Raw genomic sequence first — 17,642 nt, 5'->3', positions numbered from 1 at the left:
GGTGTACATAAGGAGTTCAGGACAGTCTGAAAAACTCTCTAATTATGGTAGTCTAAACGCACGGGAGGACTACCATGGATCAGGTTAGTTTTGCAGAAGCGGAATATGAGAACAAACGTCGTAAGACGCGTCGTGAGCTTTTTCTGGATGAGATGGAACAGCTTCTTCCGTGGAAAAGATTGGAATCAAAGATCAAACGGCATTATGCGAAGGGAAAAACCGGCAGGCCTCCCTATCCATTGACTGTGATGCTACGGATTCATTGCCTTCAGTTGTTTTACAATCTTTCTGATCCCATGATGGAAGACTCCCTGTATGAGATTGAGTCGATGCGCCGTTTTGCGAAGTTGCGGCTGAGTGATCGCATTCCTGATGAGACAACGATATTGAACTTTCGTCATCTGCTTGAGTCCCATGGCCTGGGCCAGAAATTACTGTTGGAAATCAATAAACATCTGGCCTCGAAAGGTTGCAGTCTGCGTGAAGGCACAATCGTGGATGCCACGCTGATCTCTGCGCCGACATCGACAAAGAATAAAGAGAAACAACGCGATCCTGAAATGCACCAGACGAAGAAAGGCAACCAGTGGTACTTTGGCATGAAGCTGCATATCGGCGTAGATGCTGACACTGGGCTGGTACACAGTGCTGTTGGGACATCAGCCAACGAACACGACATTACGAAGGCTGCTGACCTTCTGCATGGTGATGAGAAACGGGTGCATGGAGATGCCGGATATTTGGGGATTCACAAACGCGATGAACATGAAGGCCGTGAAGTGGAATGGCATATCGCTGTTCGACCAGGTAAACGCAAAACAATGGCTGCCGACAGTGATGAGTTGAAGGCGGAGCAGGCCAAAGCATCTGTCAGGGCCAAAGTGGAGCATCCGTTCCGTTGGGTCAAAGGAATATTTGGTTATGACAAAGTTCGTTATCGTGGATTGGATAAGAATATGAACAGACTCTGTTTACTGCTTGGGTTTACCAACCTGCTACGCAGTCGGAGTCTTGGCTATACAGGATAGGTCTGCCTAGGATACGGGAAAACCACCCGGTCAGAGCCAATCAGGCAATGATCGGGGAGTAAAAAAGTAAGTTTTCCAAAATTTACGCTCAAAATTTGGGCGATAGAAAATATTCAGAGGATCCATAGGTATGTAAAGATGGATTAATACATGATTAGCTTTCAGTCATATTTGCGCGGTAGACCTAGCCTGAATTATTCATAAACCCGGCATTAGTCTGGGTTGTGAGCAGATGCTAGCACCACCTGTGGTGGGCTTGGTCCTGTTCTGGAATCTGGTCGGATTACATTTACATGCGCTTGTTTTTTTTATGACTTCAGACCTGCGCACGTGCTTGTTTCAGCTTTTTTCTGTTTGATCGTGCGAACTCCACTATCCCGATTGACCTGCCCCCAAGCGTAGTGCCAATTCCCAGTTAGTAGATCCGCCTCATTTCATTTCTTCTTTCTCTATATTTCGCACCGTAGTGCGATGCTGTGCAGCCACCTCAGCCGGGGTCATGTAACCCAACGAGCTGTGTGGCCGACGTTCGTTATAGTCCTGCCGCCAGGCTGCAATAATAGCTCTGGCTTCTGCCATGTTGTTGAACCAATGATCGTTCAAACACTCATCCCGGAACTTGCCATTGAATGATTCAATGTATGCGTTCTGGGTTGGTTTTCCAGGCTGAATCAGCTTGAGCTTAACACCATGGCGATACGCCCATGCGTCCAATGCCCTGCTGGTAAATTCCGGCCCCTGATCAGTCCGAATGGCTTTCGGTAAACCTCTGAATCTGCCGATCTTGTCCAGAATATCGGTCAAATCATCACCTGTAATGGATCTTCCGGCAACCAGATCAACACTCTCCTTGGTAAAGTCATCCACGATGGTCAGTAGCTTCAGCCGGTTACCGATTGGCCAATCGGTCCATTACAAAGTCCATTGACCACACTTCATTCGGAGCATCCGGTAGCACCAGAGGCTCGCGCTCAACTGCAATACCTTTCTTGCGCCTCCTGCGCCTCACAGAAAGGTTTTCTTCAGTGTACAAGCGGTACACGCGCTTGGAGTTCACCATAATGCCTTCACGCCTCAACATGGCATGGATACGGCGATAGCCAAACCGTTTCCTGACCTGGGCAAGGTCAACAATCTTATTTCTCAGTTCAGCATCTCCATCTGGCTTCGGCTCATGGTTCATCACTGTTCTGGATATGCCTGCCAGCCCACAAGCTCTGCGCTCTGATATGCCTGTTGCTTCCCGCATGGCAACAACAGCATCACGCCTGTCTTGTGGGCTTACTGCTTTCGGGAAAGAGCTACCTGCAAGGCATCTTTGTCCAGCATGGCCTCGGCCAGCATTCGCTTGAGCTTGGCATTCTCCGACTCAAGTTGTTTAAGACGCTTGGCATCAGATACATCCATGCCACCGTATTTAGCCCGCCACTTGTAAAAGGATGCATCCGAGAACCCATGCTTCCGACACAGCTCCTTAACAGGTGTGCCTGATGATGCCTCATTCAAAAATCCGATGATCTGTTCTTCACTATATCGCTTCTTCATCCGCCTCTCCTGGGCGGAAATACTAACTACAATCTGGCACTATTTAAGGGGAGCAGGTCACGATAACTGGATCAGGACTTATGGCGATAGATGGGTTGATTCAGACCCTTTTTGTGGCGGTATGCAATAGAGTATTCGGTGACTTGAACCATTATATACAATGGGTCGCGCTATACTTACTTCTTTTTATGCAACATTCAGGCTGGATATAGAAAATACTCAAACTTAAGGAGTGTGTCAAAATAGCACACGAAAGATGAGTCATGTTGACTCAGTGATCTGAATCACGTTAAAGTTCGCCACGTCATCCCAGAGAACTAGTGACGCTGCAAAGAAGAACATGGTCGAAGGGATGAAGATTTTTGCACTGGCTCCACGGAGTCAAATCTAACATAATAGGATATCACAACATGAAGAAAATGATTCTTTCTGCTGCTGCTTTCGCTGTTGTTGCTGTTTCTGCTGTTGCAGTTGCACCAACTACTTCTGAAGCAATCCCGGCGTTCGCACGCCAGACAGGCGCTGCTTGTCTTTCTTGTCATCACCTGAGCTTCCCAGCGCTGAGCGCTTTCGGTCGCTCATTTAAAGCTGGTTCTTTCACCGACGTTGGTGAACAGGCATTAATTGAAGACGATCACCTGTCAATTACATCTTCAGTCAACCTGACTCTGGTACTGCGTCCAAACTTCGTAAGTACTACTACTACTGCTGCTGGCGTATCTACTACTTCTAAAACTGCTGACATTCCAACTGACCCAGCAATCATCTTCGGTGGCCGTGTAGGCACTAACACTGGTGTGTTCGTCGAGTTCTTTGCAAACGATACAACTGGTGGCGGTAACGCATTCGCTAACTTCAAGCTGACTCACTCTATGGACGTTGGTGGCGGTAAAGCTGGTATTTCTATCTTTAGCTCCGGTTTCGGCGAATCTTATGGTTATGAAACAGGTTCTACTTATGGTCAGCATGGCGGCATGTTGGGTGGTAAGGGTCTGACTGCTGGTGCGGCTACTAAATCTTCAACTGGTGGTGTTGCACTCTTCTACGGAAATGAACTGGTAAATGCTTCTCTTTCTTTTGTAACTTCTGGTCTTGTATCTGGTCGTGACACATTCGGTTCTGGTATTGATACTGGTTGGAAACTGGCTCCATCCGCACGTGTTTTCGTGACTCCTGAAATTGCTGGTATGTCTGCTGGCCTGGGTATTCTGGTTACTTCCGGTAACACTGGTAACGCTAACACTACCTTAGCTCTGGGTTTGCCAGGTACTTCAGTTAAAATGAAACGTTGGGTAATTGATGGACAGCTGCAGGGCGAAATCGGCGATGTTGGCATCGGCTTCTACGCTGACTACGCTAACGCTGCTGCTTCTACTCTGACTCAGACCAATCTGTTTAATGGTCTTCTGGTAGCTAACAAAGGTTATTCTGCACGTGTGGAAGTTAAACCTACTCATAACATCATCGTTGGTGGTGGTATTGGCAACATGAAAGCTGGCACTACTAAGACTACTCAGTGGCAGGTTGGTGCAGAGTATGAAGTTTATCAGAACTTCGTATTGGCTCTGATCTACAATAACACAAAGGTTGATACTGCTGGTGTAGCGACTACAACCAAAACAACTACTATCGATATCGAAGCACTGCTGTAATAGCTGCTTTAATAGTGTAGTAATTAAGAGGGAGGCTTCGGCCTCCCTCTTTTCATTTGAGGGGATGGCTTTTGCCACCCCTTTTTGTTGGGGCTGTGAACTTCCTGTATGGGATTTGCTCAGGCAGTAAAGCAGAGCTTGACCCGGAGGGTCCCAGCAGATGGAATTGCCACTATGAATCATATTGCCCGATACTTCCTCATTAGCTCATTACTTTTTCTTCTTTCAGCATGTAGCGGCATGCCCAAATTATTCTGGGATACGCAAGAAGGTCAGAATGATGGCCCTGTTTATGCCAAGGGTGCAGCAAGCTATGACGGAGCTGGTGATAAGCCGCGTGCGCCACTGGAGGTGCCGCCGGAGCTTCGGGCGGAGCTAGAGATACCTGAAACTGATCAGGTTGAGATGGCTCCAAATTCAGTTCCAGTACCAGTTCAATACCGCAAGGCTGTAGCTGGTAAGGCAGTGTCACTGGAGGCTCGACAATATAACATCGAATCCATGAATCTATTCTCAGCGGCGGCGGATGCGATGACAGCATTGAGTATGCCGGTGAATTCTGTTGATTCACCCAGCGGGATCCTCACGACGGACTGGATTCGAAAACAGGTGGGCACTAATAGCATGTTAAATTTGGAGAGCTTATTAGGTGGAGCAGGAAAACCTAAAGCCTACCGGCATCGCTTCGTGCTGCGTATTTTTAAAACCGATGGCGATATTGCCCCGCAAAGTAGGCTTGAAGTGCGCATGATCAGTCAAGTGTTTTTGAATAATCACTGGGTGAACAAACAATTTAGCAACAAACCACGTGCTGAATTGTTTGCTGCAGTAGAGAATCAGCTTGCCCTCATGCAGCAGACCCCTGCTTCAGAAAGATCTCCTGAATAAAAACGATGTATTTAATTCTCCGTTATTTATTCGCTTCCGCTTTACTGATGTTGCTTTCAGCATGCGCTGATATGCCGCAGCTATTTTGGGACACAGGATCATCCTCACGAGAGGTGGTTGCTGATGCCCAGGGTTCTCAGGGAGTTAAACCGATCAGTGAAGAAATTCGGTCTGATACCTCAATTACACGCAGACTTCCTATGGGTGGTTATGTTGGAATAGCTAGCAACAGGGATACTTGGCCAGATAAATATGAAAAAGTACTGGTTGATCGCCAAGCCACTGTGATGGAGCGTGTTTTCAATGTGTCGCCACCAATTCTGTTTTCCGCAGTGATTGATGCGATGATAAGTCTGAATATGCCGGTTGAAACTGTTGACTCACCCAATGCAGTGATTACATCTGACTGGATTCGAAAGGGTGAAAATGATGTGAATATCCAGAGTGTCTTGGGTTTTACGCGACATCGATTTTTTGTGCGAATGATTATGACTGAAGCTTCTGAAACCAGACTTGAAGTGCATGTGGCCGGCCAGCATTATAAAGATAATGCTTGGGTTGATAAGGCATTGACTATAAATAAGTCTGAAGAGCTGTTTGTGGCAGTTGAAGAGCAGTTGGCCAAAATGCCCCGTCGTGGCAGTGCTTCCGGACAATAAAGACCTTTAACTCATCAGTTTCTGAAGCGCTTCGCCCGGATCAGTTTGACGCATCAGGGATTCACCAATCAAAAAGCCATAGACGTCATTCTCGTTCATCAGTTTGATATCAGTCGCTGTGAAGATACCTGATTCGGTAATTACGCTACGCTTGCTGTCAATCTGATTTAACAGGGAAATAGTTGTATCCAGTGCCGTCTCAAAGCTATGCAGGTTGCGGTTATTGATGCCCATAAGCTGCGTGTCCAGTTTCATGGCTCGTTCAAGTTCTTCTGCATTGTGTACTTCCGGCAATACGGACAGGTTCAACTCATGAGCACACGCAGTCAGATCGGCAGCCAACACATCATCCACCATGGCCAGGATCACCAGGACTGCATCCGCGCCCATGGCTTTGGCTTCAATGATCTGATACGGGTCGAGCATGAAGTCCTTGCGCAGGATTGGCAGATTTACAGCTTCGCGTATTGCCGTGACATACTCATCTTTACCCTGAAAATATTTCACATCGGTCAGTACGGATAGGCAGCTAGCACCGCCGGATTCATAGGAGCGTGCAATGCTTACAGGATCAAAGTCAGGACGGATGATACCTTTGGAAGGACTGGCTTTTTTTACTTCGGCAATGACTGCATTTTGCTTGCCTGCGACTTTGTTTTGTAGCGCCCCGGCAAAATCGAGTGGTGATTTCGTTCTGGCTAGTTCTACAAGCTCAGTTTCGCTTACTCGTTGTTTGCACTCGGCAACCCAGCCGCGTTTGTATTCAGCGATTTCATTCAGTATTGAACTCATATTATTTTACCACAGAGGACGCAGCGTTGCGCAGAGTAAAGCTAGATAAAAACAGCATTTCAGGTGCTCCAGTTGTTGAATTGTTCATGTGAAAATCACAGGTCATGAACCATGCGTTTGATGCCATGTTTCAGGGATCGAACGTTGAAGTTAATCAATAGACCCAACTGCTTGTTGGCCAACTTTAGGTAAATCAGAAGTTGGGCCTCATGAATGGGTAACAGGCTTTCGGTAGCTTTAACTTCAACAATAATTTTATCTTCAATCAATAAATCGATTCGGTAGCCAGCATCAATTTTAGTTCCATCATAGACCACTGGAAGCTGCACCTGCCGAGTGGCGCTGATATTTTTTTTTGTCAACTCGTAGCACAGGCAGTGTTCATACGTTGATTCAAGTAGTCCAGGGTCAAGCGCTGAGTGCACTCGAAATGCAGCATCAAGAGTCTTTTGGCTTAATTGATTTAGCTCTGCGGAACTCTGCGTCCTCTGCGGTGAAAAATCAGTCATGCCTTTTGAGTGAAATCAATCAGTGCATTCAGGGTTTCGGTGACTTTGCCTGAATCGATTGCTTGTGCGGCCATTGCGATGCCTTCACCAATACCATTCACTTTGCCGGCGACCCAAAGAGCGGCACCGGCATTGAGCAATACGATATCACGACCAGCACCGGCCTGACCTGCAAAGATATGTTGAAGTATGGCTGCATTGGTTGCGGCATCATCACCAGCCAACGCTTCAGGAGCGGCATAGGGCATGCCAAAGGCTTCAGGGTCGATTTCAAATGTGATCGGTTCCTGGCCCTGTTGGATCAGAATGGCATCGGTGATGGTGGTCGTGGTAATTTCATCAAGGCCGTCACGACCATGTACCACGAGTGCACGTTTGCATCCTAATTGCTGGAGTGCCCCGGCAACCAGTTCGAGCTTGTCTTTGGCAAAAACACCCAATACCTGATATTCAGCATTGGCCGGATTGGTCAAAGGCCCTAAAAGATTGAAAACCGTGCGAATGCCAAGTTCACGCCGTACCGGGCCTGCATGTTTCATCGCTGGATGCAGATGTTGGGCAAACAGGAAACCGATGCCGGTATTATCAATGCAATCAGCCACCTGTTCCGGTGAGATGTTGAGGTTCACACCAAGGGCTTCCAGAACATCAGCTGCTCCGGACTTGGATGACATGGCGCGGTTGCCGTGTTTGGCCACAGGCACACCGCAGGCAGCAACAACCAAAGAAACGGCTGTGGAGATATTAAATGTTTTCGCACCATCGCCACCGGTACCGCATGTATCAATCAATCCGCTAGCCTGTGGTGAAATCTTTGTCGATGCAGCACGCATGGCTTTGGCTGCACCAGCTACAACCTCTGCAGACTCACCACGAATAGAGAGGCCTGTAAGAATGGCAGAGATCTGAGCGGGACTGGCTTCGCCATTCATGATGGCAGTGAAGACAGCTTCAGTATTCTCACCAAAAATTGTATCGCCCGCTTGCAAATCCTTTATCATCTGAATGATAGCATCGCTCATCGCATACCTCTTTTTTGAACCACAGAGGACGCAGAGTTCCGCAGAGTTAAATCAAGAACGCTTGGCAGCAAGGCGTGGAGGTTGTTTAACAGGGTCTGTCTATAATAACCTTGATTGCTTTGTCTTTCCTCTGCGTAACTCTGCGTACTCTGCGGTGAATTCATCACGCTGTGGCCTGAAGAAAGTTTTTCAGCATCGCATGACCATGTTCGGTCAGAATGGATTCCGGATGGAATTGAACGCCAAAGGTGGGATGTTCGCGGTGTCGCAGTCCCATCAGCTCACCTTCCCCGGTCCAGGCGGTTTTAACAAGGCAGTCGGGCAGCGGTTCCGGTACAATCAGTGAGTGATAGCGGGTGGCGGTGAAGGGGGATGGCAGTCCTTTGAAGACGCCCTCGCCATTATGTTCGATCAGACTTGTCTTGCCATGCATCAGGCGAGGTGCACGAATCACCTGTCCTCCGAATACAGCTGAAATCGACTGGTGACCAAGGCAGACGCCGAGGATGGGAATTTCACCTGAGAATCGACGAATGACCTCAGTTGAGATGCCTGCCTCATGCGGTGTGCATGGGCCAGGGGAGACCAGCAGATGATCCGGTTTCAGATCGGCGATTTCATCGAGTGTGATTTTGTCATTGCGATAAACCAGTGGTGTTTCGCCCAGTTCGCCCAGATATTGCACCAGATTGAAGGTGAATGAATCGTAGTTATCGATAACGAGAATCATCTTAAACTTCCTTTCCTTGAGCTTCTGCCAGTGCCACAGCACGGAACATGGCGGTGGCCTTGTTTACGCATTCTGTATGTTCACGCTCGGGTACTGAATCTGCAACTATTCCGGCGCCTGCTTGAATATGAACCTCACCGCCGTGGATGACGGCGGTTCGAATAGCAATGGCCGTATCCATACGTTGACCGCCAAAGCCGATATAACCGACAGTGCCTGCATAGGGGCCGCGAGCGACCGGCTCCAGTTCGTGAATGATCTCCATGGCTCGTACTTTCGGTGCACCCGAAACAGTGCCGGCGGGGAACGTGGCTGCCAGCAGATCAAGGCTGTCGGCATCATCTCTCAAGTCGCCTTCAACCTGTGAAACGATATGCATCACGTGCGAGTAGCGTTCAATAGTCATGGATTCAGTTAAAGAGACCGAACCATATTCACACACGCGACCAAGGTCGTTGCGGCCCAGATCAACAAGCATTACATGTTCAGCCAGCTCCTTGGCATCCTGTAAAAGATCCTTTTCGAGTGCTTTATCTTCTTCCGCAGTTTTCCCACGCGGACGTGTACCTGCAATGGGGCGAACCACGGCTTTATCCATCTCTCTGCGCACAAGGATTTCAGGCGAGGAACCAACCAGAACCGTGTCTCCGATATGCAGGTAAAACAGGTAGGGCGACGGATTAATGTGGCGCACGGCACGATATACATCGAATGGGTGGCAGCTGAGTTTTTTGGAGAAACGCTGACTTAATACGACCTGAAAAATATCACCGGCATGAATATATTCGCGCGCTTTGGAAACGGCGGCTTCAAAATCAGTCTGTGTAGTCTGGGCAACAGGTGCATCTGTCAGCGTTGTATCCGCATCGAGTTTCAGGACCTGAGCCATTTCTCCTTCATAGATACTGGATTCCATACGGTTTAAGACATTTTCAGCTTCTTCGCTTTCATCTTCGGGCAGGCGCACACAGCAGGTTAGTGTGCCTTTGAGGTTGTCGAAAACCATAAACCGGTCAACCAGCAAGTACGCTGATTCAGGCGCACCAACCGGATCGGGCAGGTCAGCCGGAATATCTTCAAACTGGGAAACAATTTGATAGCCAAAGTAGCCGACAGCTCCGCCGGCAAATGGCAGGTCATCTTCAGCAATGAACTCCTGATTCAGCACACAATCCCGCAACCAGTCGAGAATGCCGCCATCGAATGAATCTTCGCGGCCATCGCGATATAATAGATGCGTTGAGCCCCCGTTTGATGTGGCTCTGCATGCGGGGCTGATGCCCAGAATGCTGTAACGCCCCCATTGCTCGCCGCCTTCGGCAGATTCAAACATAAAGCAGTCGCCCCTGTTCACAAGGCGAGAAAACAGGCCCGGAGGCGTTAAGCAGTCGGCGGATAGAGTGCGGCGGAAAAGTTTCATGGATGTGCTCATGTTGACAAGATTACCCTGCTGTGGCGAAATGCGCCGCCTTCGCAACAGGAGAGATAACCTGTTTTTGAAGATTCGGGGCCATAGCTCAGCTGGGAGAGCGCCACACTGGCAGTGTGGAGGTCAGCGGTTCGATCCCGCTTGGCTCCACCATATTGAAAACCGGGCATTTGATGCCCGGTTTTTTTATGCCCTGATGTAAGATAAATATTCATTACTGCGAAGGTTATATATTCCGGGCCTGCCGGGCTATCCCGAATTCGCCGATGTATTAAGTAAAGCTGCAGAACAATTCCCGTTGCACATTGTAGGTATATGGATTGAAATCGGATGCATGCAGAAAATGAAAGCCGGTTTCTATACAGATGATTGATGAGAACCTTACCGATACGCTGATTAAGCTGCTGGCGGCTTGGTTGCTGCTGGCCGGTGTGGCCTATTGGGCACATCGGGAAAATCTGGGTTTGTCGAAGAAGATGCTTATCGCGTCTGCTCGCGGACTTTTGCAGCTGCTGGCGCTGGCGCTGGTGTTGCACTGGATTTTCGATATACAGTCGCATCTGGCTCAGGCTTTATTGATAGCAGGTTTTTGTCTGCTGGCCGGTCATAACAGTGCCAGCCATTACGATGGTGAAATCAGAACATGGATAGCTTCATCCGTCGGTCTGGCCTGCGGCTGTCTGCTGACCCTGCCCTGGCTTGCTTTCACAGGCTCCATTGATGATGCCACCCGTACACTGGTGCCACTGGGTAGTATGATTGCAGCCAATGGCATGAATGCAGTTTCGATCATGTATGCGCAATTGAAGTCAGGCGGCCTGGTTGGCGAAGGTATTAAAACAGCGATGATTCCAACGATTGATACGCTTCGCGTGGTAGGGCTGGTGCATATGCCGGGTATTTTTGTGGGCATGGTGTTGGCTGGAGCCACTGCCCTTAATGCTGCTGTGGCACAGCTCATCGTACTCTATATGGTCACAGCCTCGGGATTTACCGCATGCATGGTCAGTTTCCTGCTGCTGAACCACCTGAAAAAGGATGCAATCGATTCATAAAAACAGCTGAATCAGCTTGATTCTACTATCGCTGCTTTTGCTTGAATTAGCGTTCTATTCCTGCGAATCTTGCATAATGACAAGGGAGAGGATGATAACCTCGGCTGAACACATTCGGCAGGTTCGCAGATGCGGCTGAAGCGTATTGAGCTGGCTGGTTTTAAATCCTTTGTGGATCCGACAAGGATCGACCTTGATCGGGGTATTACTGCAATTGTAGGCCCGAACGGCTGCGGCAAATCCAATATTATTGATGCGCTGCGTTGGGTGCTGGGCGAACACTCTGCCAAGCATTTGCGTGGTGGTGTGATGGATGACCTGATTTTTCAGGGCTCCGATACCAGACCGCCGGTGGCTATCTGTGATGTTGAACTGACCTTTGCCATTGAGAAAGGTTCGCTGGCCACTCCTTACCATGAACTCGATGAGATCAGGGTTCGCCGTCGACTGATGCGGGAAGGCGGATCGGATGCCTTTATCAATGGTAAAATGGTTCGCCTGAAAGATGTGGTGGACCTGTTTCTGGATACCGGCATTTCCACGCGTGCTTATGCGATTGTTGAGCAGGGTTCGATTGCCCGCATGGTGACAGCCAAACCGGAAGAGCGCCGGGTGATCTTTGAGGAGGCGGCAGGCGTGATGAAATATCGCTCTCGCCGTCGTGAAGCTGAGCGACGTATGAAAGATACTCAGCAGAACCTGGACCGTATTCTTGATCTGCTTGAAGAAGTTCGTACCCAATGCCGGAGTCTGAAACAGCAGGCTGGTCGCGCAGAACGTTTCAAAAAAATGCAGGATGAATTCAGGCATCTGCAGTCGCTTAGTCTGGGGCTGCGATATCAGTCGTTACAATTGAAGTGCAGGGAAACAGAGCAGAAGCTGGCAGCATCAAAGTCTGCTGAGGCGGAGGCTTCCCGACAGTTGAGTGCAGCGGAGAGGGTTGTGACACTGGCCCGCTCTCAGGTTGTCAGTCATGAAGAAGATGCGCAGTCGGTTCAGGATCGTTTGCGCCAGGCTGAACGCAAACGTGCAGACCTGCAGCAGCAATCAGAGCGTCTGGCCGGTGAACGACGCCTGCTGACGGAGAGAAAAGCAGCGCTGAAAAGCCGTATTGATGATGCGCAGTTGCATCAACAGCGTATCAGCAGTGAACTCGCTCAGCTTGCTCAGCGCATGACAGAGCAGGATGACTCCGAATTGCAGGCCTTGCGTCTGGATGCGCAGCATACACTTGAATCGGCACAGCTGTTTTATCAACAGCAGGGATTGAATCGGGATACTTCCCTCGCCGAATTTGAACGTCTGCGCCATAGTGGTGATCAGGCCAGGGTGCAGAAAGAAAAGGCTGAAGTTGCACTTGCACGTTTGCAGGAGCGGGCAGCGAGACTTGCCCAGCAGTTAGAGGGTATTAAAGACCAGCATGCAGCTGGAAAGCGTACACTTGCAGAGGCAAAAGAGTCGAGAAAGCTCAATGAGCAGGTGTTCCGACAGGCAGAACAGGAACTTGCAGCCGCTCAGGAACAACTGGATCTGTGCAGGCGTGGACGAGAAGCATCTGCCAGCGACCTGTCCGGTGCCGAATCCGATGTCCGGGCCTTAAAAGGGACAGTTCAGGAGCTGCGTGGTCGTACAGGCAATCAGGATGTGTCTGATGACCTGCGTCATGAGCTCAGGGCCAGGGGGGCGGTATGGATCGATGAGTCTCTGCATGTGCCTGAAGGGCTTGAGGCTGCAGTGGCAGCCGCTTTACGGGGACGGTCTGCTGATGCGCATATGCCTGTGAACCCAGACTCATCCGCCTGGAAAGAGACGCTGAAACAAGTAGTTGATGCACCCGTGGCACTGTTTGCCGGAGCTGTTGCTTCAGAACCGGCTAGCGGAGAATCACTGGCTGATGCGATGGGTTTGAAGGCAGACCATCCACTGCATGATCTGTTTGCCCCGATCTCTCTGGTGGATGATATCACTCAGGGCTTTGATCAGAGCGGATATTCTGTCAGTCGGGATGGCTGGCGTTTTGAGCCCAGTGGCTGGCTGGTGCCGCCATCAGGAAATCGAACGGCAAGACGATTGGCGACGCAGAGGAAGTTGCGTGAGAGCGAAGAAAAGCTGGAGCAAGCAGAATTGCGCTTAAGTCAGGTTTCCGAACGCTTTAAACAGGCAGAATCAGAGTTGGAGTCCGGGCAAAAGGCATGGCAACAGGCTCACTTGGCGGCCACGCGTGCAGAAGGTGAGTGGCATGCTGCGCAGTCCAGAGTAACGCAATTACAGACCGAGGCGGACTCTTTGCAGGAACGTCAGCAGCGCATGGCGGCTGATTTGAAAGAGACCGATGAGGAGAAGACTCACTGGCAGCTTCAGTTGCAGCAGGCAGGTCACGTGGATCAGGCTGAACTGCAAGCAGCACAGCAGAGACTGGCTGAGCGGGATGTCCAGGTGGGCAGTGCGGAAAAAGCATTGAATCAGGCCCGGACAGCTCTGGCACAGGTGGATCAGTCCCTGGCTCTGTTTGCTCAGGCCAGAGACAATTTACAGCGAGAGTCCGCACGATTGGAACAGGATACTTTGCGACTGCGTGAGCAGGTGAAGGCAGATTCGGGTCGCTTGCAACAGGTTGAAGTCGAGTTGCAGGCTGCAAGCAATCAGAGTCAGCTGGATCAGCAACTGAGCCAGGCTGCCGAGCATGTGGAATCGATGCATAGTTCAATGAACGAAGTGCGTCAGAAAGGCCATGAATTGCAGCAGGCTCAGCATGAGGCAGAACGTGCTGAACGCCAGGCCCGTCAGCTTCTGCAGCAACTCTCACAACAGCGTCAGACAGATGAAGTGAGCGAAGCGCAGGGAGCTACACGCCTGCAGGATCTGGCTGGAGAAATAATGCATCGATGTCAGGTTTCGGCAGATGAATTGCTGATATCTATTGCTGACCTGCAGGATCTGGGTGAAGTTGAAGTCATTATGAGTCGGGCTACGGAACTGGAAGAGAGACTTGGCCGTTTTGGCCCGGTCAATCTTCTGGCAATTGAAGAGTTTGAGCAAGCTAGTGAACGCGAACTGTTTCTCTCAGAGCAGGCAACAGACCTGGAGGCGAGCCTGAGTACGTTAGGTGATACGATTTCCCGTATTGACCGAACCACGCGGCAGCGTTTCCGTGAAGTGTTTGAACAGACCAATGCCATTTTCCAGAAAACATTTCCACAGTTGTTCGGAGGCGGGCGGGCCGAACTCAGGCTGGATTCGGATGATATCCTGACTGCAGGCGTTGAAGTGATTGCCCAGCCGCCGGGCAAACGCTTACAGGATGTGACACTGCTTTCCGGAGGGGAGAAAGCACTGACTGCAGTGGCCCTGGTCTTCTCGATATTCAAAATCAAACCGGCACCGTTCTGTGTGCTGGATGAGGTAGATGCACCACTCGATGATGCCAATGTCGGTCGTTTTGGTGAGATGGTCCGCGAATTGGCAGGTCAGGTGCAGTTTCTCTCTATTTCACATAACAAGATCACCATGCAACAGGCGGACCGGCTTATCGGTGTTTCGATGCCAGAGCCGGGGGTGTCGAAGATTGTTGCAGTGGATATGGGTGACGTGCCCGAATAAGGCTGATGCGGTTGCTCAGGGGGTATCCTGAGTATTGTTGAAATCGTACTCACTCATTTGTTGTTGGATAAAGATCCGGAAACTGCGGTTTAATGCGTTCAACCTGTAATTGCAGTTGCTGATACAGTGTTTGACTATCCAGCGGCAGACTCAGCTCCAGTTTTACAAACGGCTCTGGCCGCTCTGCGAACTGACGCTGATAACTTTGCCAGATGGCGCCATTTCCATTTTCTACATCAATGGATAGCGAGTGCCGGGCAATGATGTGTGCCAGATTGAGCATCATCATGGCATGTTGAAGATGTGAAGGGATCTGTTTTGCCGGCAGATGTGCGGCATGGTGGTGAAATGAGATGAAGTGTTGCACATATTTTGGCAGCTGCCAGTGCAGGGCCAGCATCATGCCCGAATCAATATGCGTATAACCCAGGTGATGGTATTCGGCCTCGAGTGTGGATAGTCCACCATCAATGGAGGCCTTCAGATCGGCCAGTTTTTGTTGATCTTCGATATGCAGGATAACCAGCTTACCGATATCATGTAACATACCTGTAAGACTGGCATCGTTGCGGGAAACCTGTGTGCAGGATTCGGACAGCAGACGCATCAATGTTGAAATGGTCTGACTGTGCATCCAGATGTGTCGAGCTTGCAAACGCTTTTCAGGGCTTTCACCAAGCTTGGGGGCCAGAGTCTGGAAAATGATATTACTTGTTTCATCGAGGCCCAGTCTGGCAATGGCCAGAGGGATATTGTTAATTTCAGAGCTACCTGCAGTAGCGTAGGCTGATGAATTGCAGGTCGTAAGAATTCTGGCTGTCAGTACAGGGTCGTTGGCAACAACTGCTCCCAAATCTGAAGCTGATGCATCGGGCTGCTGCAAGGCTCTCTGAATCTGGCGCCAGCTTTCCGGCATGGGGGGGATCTCATGGATGCTAGTACGTAAGCGCCCCAGTACGCCGGGGTGAATGCTGTGAGGTTTGCTGACGTCATATGCCATATATGATGTGATGTCAGGGTTCTGCTTTAACAGCCAGCCCAGCGTATTCTCCGGACAGGAAGAGAGGGCTTGGCTGTCATGTGCGGCTGTTTTGCTGGCCCTGTTGAGGCGTTTGTTTACTTTGGCTTGACCACCGGTGAATATGGAAAACAGTTTACTCAACCAGGACATGCCGGCCTCCAGGGCTGAGTGGGTAACGCGAGACAAACTATCACTGTTACCCGCAAACACATGTGTAGTTGTCACATGGCAGCCGAATTAGCATGGAGCAAATTCAATGCCACTTCACCCTGTCATGATTACCCGGTTCAGCTTGCGATTGCCTGATTCACAGGCGGGCTTTAGCGTGCGTCGTCCGATGAAACAAGCAAATGAACTCATAAAGTCTCTGGATACGCTGTTTATTAAAACTTACGGCTGCCAGATGAATGAATACGACTCTGCCCGTATGGCGGATATGATGAAGCAGGCATACGGGCTGCGCTTGGTTGCAGCAGCCGAAGATGCTGATGTTATTCTGATGAATACCTGCTCAATTCGTGAAAAGGCTGAAGATAAAGTCTATTCCGAGCTTGGCCGATACAAAAAGCTGAAAGATAAACGCCCTGATATGATTATTGGTGTTGGTGGCTGTGTCGGGCAGCAGGAGGGGGAACGGATTCAGAAGCGTGCCCCTTATGTGGATATCGTATTTGGTCCTCAGAGCTACCATAGGCTGCCTGAAATGGTGAAAGAAATTCGCCGTGATCGTGTCCATGTGAGTCAGACTGATATGCCTGAGATTGAAAAGTTCGATCATCTTCCCAAGGCTGAAAGTCACGGGGTTTCAGGTTGTGTGACGATTATGGAAGGCTGCGATAAATTCTGCACTTTCTGTGTCGTGCCCTATACACGCGGAGCTGAGATTTCACGTTCGGTTGAGGATATTCTGGATGAATGCCGTGATCAGCTGGCCGGTGGCACTGTGGAAATCAGTCTGCTGGGTCAGAATGTGAATGCCTATCGTGGCCCCGGCCCGGATGAAGAGGAGTGGGATTTTACCATGCTGCTCTACGCTGTCGCGGAGTTGCCGGGCTTAAAACGTTTGCGGTTTTCCACCAGTCATCCGATGGAGATGACAAGTGAATTGTGTCAGGCCTTTGCAGAAATCCCGCAATTGATGCCTTATCTGCATCTGCCGGTTCAGAGTGGCTCTGATCGGGTCTTGAAACTGATGCATCGTGGCCATGATCGTGAAACTTATTTCCGTATCATTAACGAATTACGTGAGCACTGTCCCGATATTGCGCTCTCCTCTGATTTCATTGTCGGTTATCCGGGCGAAACGGATGAGGATTTTGCAGCAACGATGGATCTGGTTGAACGCGTCGGTTTTGACTCCGCCTACTGTTTTAAATACAGCCCGCGTCCGGGAACGCCGGCATCAAAGTCGGAAGACAACGTGCCGGAAGATGTGAAAGATGAACGTCTGCAGCGTTTGCTGACATTGACACGTGAACAGGCACGTCTTGCCATGCAGGCACAGCAGGGCAAAACGATTGATGTGCTGGTAGAGAAAGACGGGCGCAGAGCGGGCGACATGGAAGGGCGCTCACCCGATTACAAAATCGTTCATTTCAGAGGTCAGCATCGTCAGATTGGACAGGTGATGGCGATGTCGATTGTCGAGGCCTACGGCCAGTCATTGCGTGGCGAGTTGATTCTTGCCGACAGTTGAGGGCATGATCTGACTA

Annotated in this window: 13 protein-coding genes, 1 tRNA gene and 1 pseudogene; 8 read left to right on the top strand and 7 right to left on the bottom strand. The window is 50.0% G+C overall.

Features of this window, described 5'->3' with window-relative positions; all coding sequences use genetic code 11:
* Positions 1-74 precede the first annotated feature (74 nt).
* A complete protein-coding gene (locus MMIC_RS05160) occupies positions 75-1,028 on the top strand; it encodes an IS5 family transposase (protein ID WP_072659394.1) in 954 nt (317 codons plus the stop codon).
* Between the two features lie 429 nt (positions 1,029-1,457).
* Here MMIC_RS05160 and MMIC_RS12565 read toward each other — a convergent pair.
* Positions 1,458-2,573, bottom strand: a pseudogene (locus MMIC_RS12565) (IS3 family transposase).
* 410 nt (positions 2,574-2,983) lie between these two features.
* On the opposite strand from MMIC_RS12565, the gene MMIC_RS05145 reads away from it, so the two are divergent.
* The 3 genes from MMIC_RS05145 to MMIC_RS05135 all read left to right on the top strand — a co-directional run bounded on the left by MMIC_RS05145 (position 2,984) and on the right by MMIC_RS05135 (position 5,772).
* Positions 2,984-4,225, top strand: coding sequence for a hypothetical protein (locus tag MMIC_RS05145; protein ID WP_072659392.1), 1,242 nt, complete (start codon positions 2,984-2,986; stop codon positions 4,223-4,225).
* A gap of 174 nt (positions 4,226-4,399) precedes the next feature.
* Complete coding sequence (locus MMIC_RS05140; protein ID WP_072659391.1) at positions 4,400-5,113, top strand: hypothetical protein; 714 nt, start codon at positions 4,400-4,402, stop codon at positions 5,111-5,113.
* Between the two features lie 71 nt (positions 5,114-5,184).
* Positions 5,185-5,772, top strand: a complete 588-nt coding sequence (locus MMIC_RS05135; RefSeq protein ID WP_143144885.1) for a hypothetical protein — start codon at positions 5,185-5,187, stop codon at positions 5,770-5,772.
* Between the two features lie 6 nt (positions 5,773-5,778).
* Here MMIC_RS05135 and trpC read toward each other — a convergent pair whose 3' ends face one another.
* From trpC to trpE, 5 genes are all read right to left on the bottom strand, one after another.
* Positions 5,779-6,564, bottom strand: coding sequence for an indole-3-glycerol phosphate synthase TrpC (gene trpC, locus MMIC_RS05130; RefSeq protein WP_072659389.1), 786 nt, complete (start codon positions 6,562-6,564; stop codon positions 5,779-5,781).
* 95 nt (positions 6,565-6,659) lie between these two features.
* On the bottom strand, positions 6,660-7,073 hold the full coding sequence (locus MMIC_RS05125) for a GxxExxY protein (RefSeq protein WP_072659388.1): 414 nt from the start codon (positions 7,071-7,073) through the stop codon (positions 6,660-6,662).
* The gene (gene trpD, locus MMIC_RS05120; RefSeq protein ID WP_072659387.1) at positions 7,070-8,095 is read right to left on the bottom strand and encodes an anthranilate phosphoribosyltransferase; all 1,026 of its coding nucleotides are present in this window, start codon (positions 8,093-8,095) and stop codon (positions 7,070-7,072) included. Before trpD ends, MMIC_RS05125 begins: the two co-directional genes overlap by 4 nt.
* 163 nt (positions 8,096-8,258) lie before the next feature.
* A complete protein-coding gene (locus MMIC_RS05115; protein WP_072659386.1) occupies positions 8,259-8,825 on the bottom strand; it encodes an anthranilate synthase component II in 567 nt (188 codons plus the stop codon).
* A 1-nt stretch (position 8,826) separates the two neighbouring features.
* Entirely contained in the window at positions 8,827-10,245 is a 1,419-nt protein-coding gene (gene trpE, locus MMIC_RS05110) for an anthranilate synthase component I (protein WP_072659465.1), read from the bottom strand.
* An 86-nt stretch (positions 10,246-10,331) separates the two neighbouring features.
* On the opposite strand from trpE, the gene MMIC_RS05105 reads away from it, so the two are divergent.
* The 3 genes from MMIC_RS05105 (at position 10,332) to smc (ending at position 14,909) form a co-directional block, all read left to right on the top strand.
* Positions 10,332-10,407, top strand: a tRNA-Ala gene (locus MMIC_RS05105).
* A gap of 212 nt (positions 10,408-10,619) precedes the next feature.
* A complete protein-coding gene (locus tag MMIC_RS05100) occupies positions 10,620-11,309 on the top strand; it encodes an ABC transporter permease (RefSeq protein ID WP_072659385.1) in 690 nt (229 codons plus the stop codon).
* A 129-nt stretch (positions 11,310-11,438) separates the two neighbouring features.
* Complete coding sequence (gene smc / locus MMIC_RS05095; protein WP_072659384.1) at positions 11,439-14,909, top strand: chromosome segregation protein SMC; 3,471 nt, start codon at positions 11,439-11,441, stop codon at positions 14,907-14,909.
* Between the two features lie 49 nt (positions 14,910-14,958).
* Here smc and MMIC_RS05090 read toward each other — a convergent pair whose 3' ends face one another.
* Positions 14,959-16,155, bottom strand: coding sequence for an HDOD domain-containing protein (locus MMIC_RS05090; protein WP_171966460.1), 1,197 nt, complete (start codon positions 16,153-16,155; stop codon positions 14,959-14,961).
* Positions 16,156-16,267: 112 nt separating this feature from the next.
* Between MMIC_RS05090 and miaB the strand changes: the two genes are divergently transcribed.
* On the top strand, positions 16,268-17,626 hold the full coding sequence (gene miaB / locus MMIC_RS05085) for a tRNA (N6-isopentenyl adenosine(37)-C2)-methylthiotransferase MiaB (RefSeq protein WP_072659464.1): 1,359 nt from the start codon (positions 16,268-16,270) through the stop codon (positions 17,624-17,626).
* Positions 17,627-17,642 lie beyond the last annotated feature (16 nt).

The sequence above is a fragment of the Mariprofundus micogutta genome (genome assembly GCF_001895085.1).
Lineage (GTDB): Bacteria > Pseudomonadota > Zetaproteobacteria > Mariprofundales > Mariprofundaceae > Mariprofundus > Mariprofundus micogutta.
This window is presented reverse-complemented; position numbering and strand designations above follow the sequence as displayed.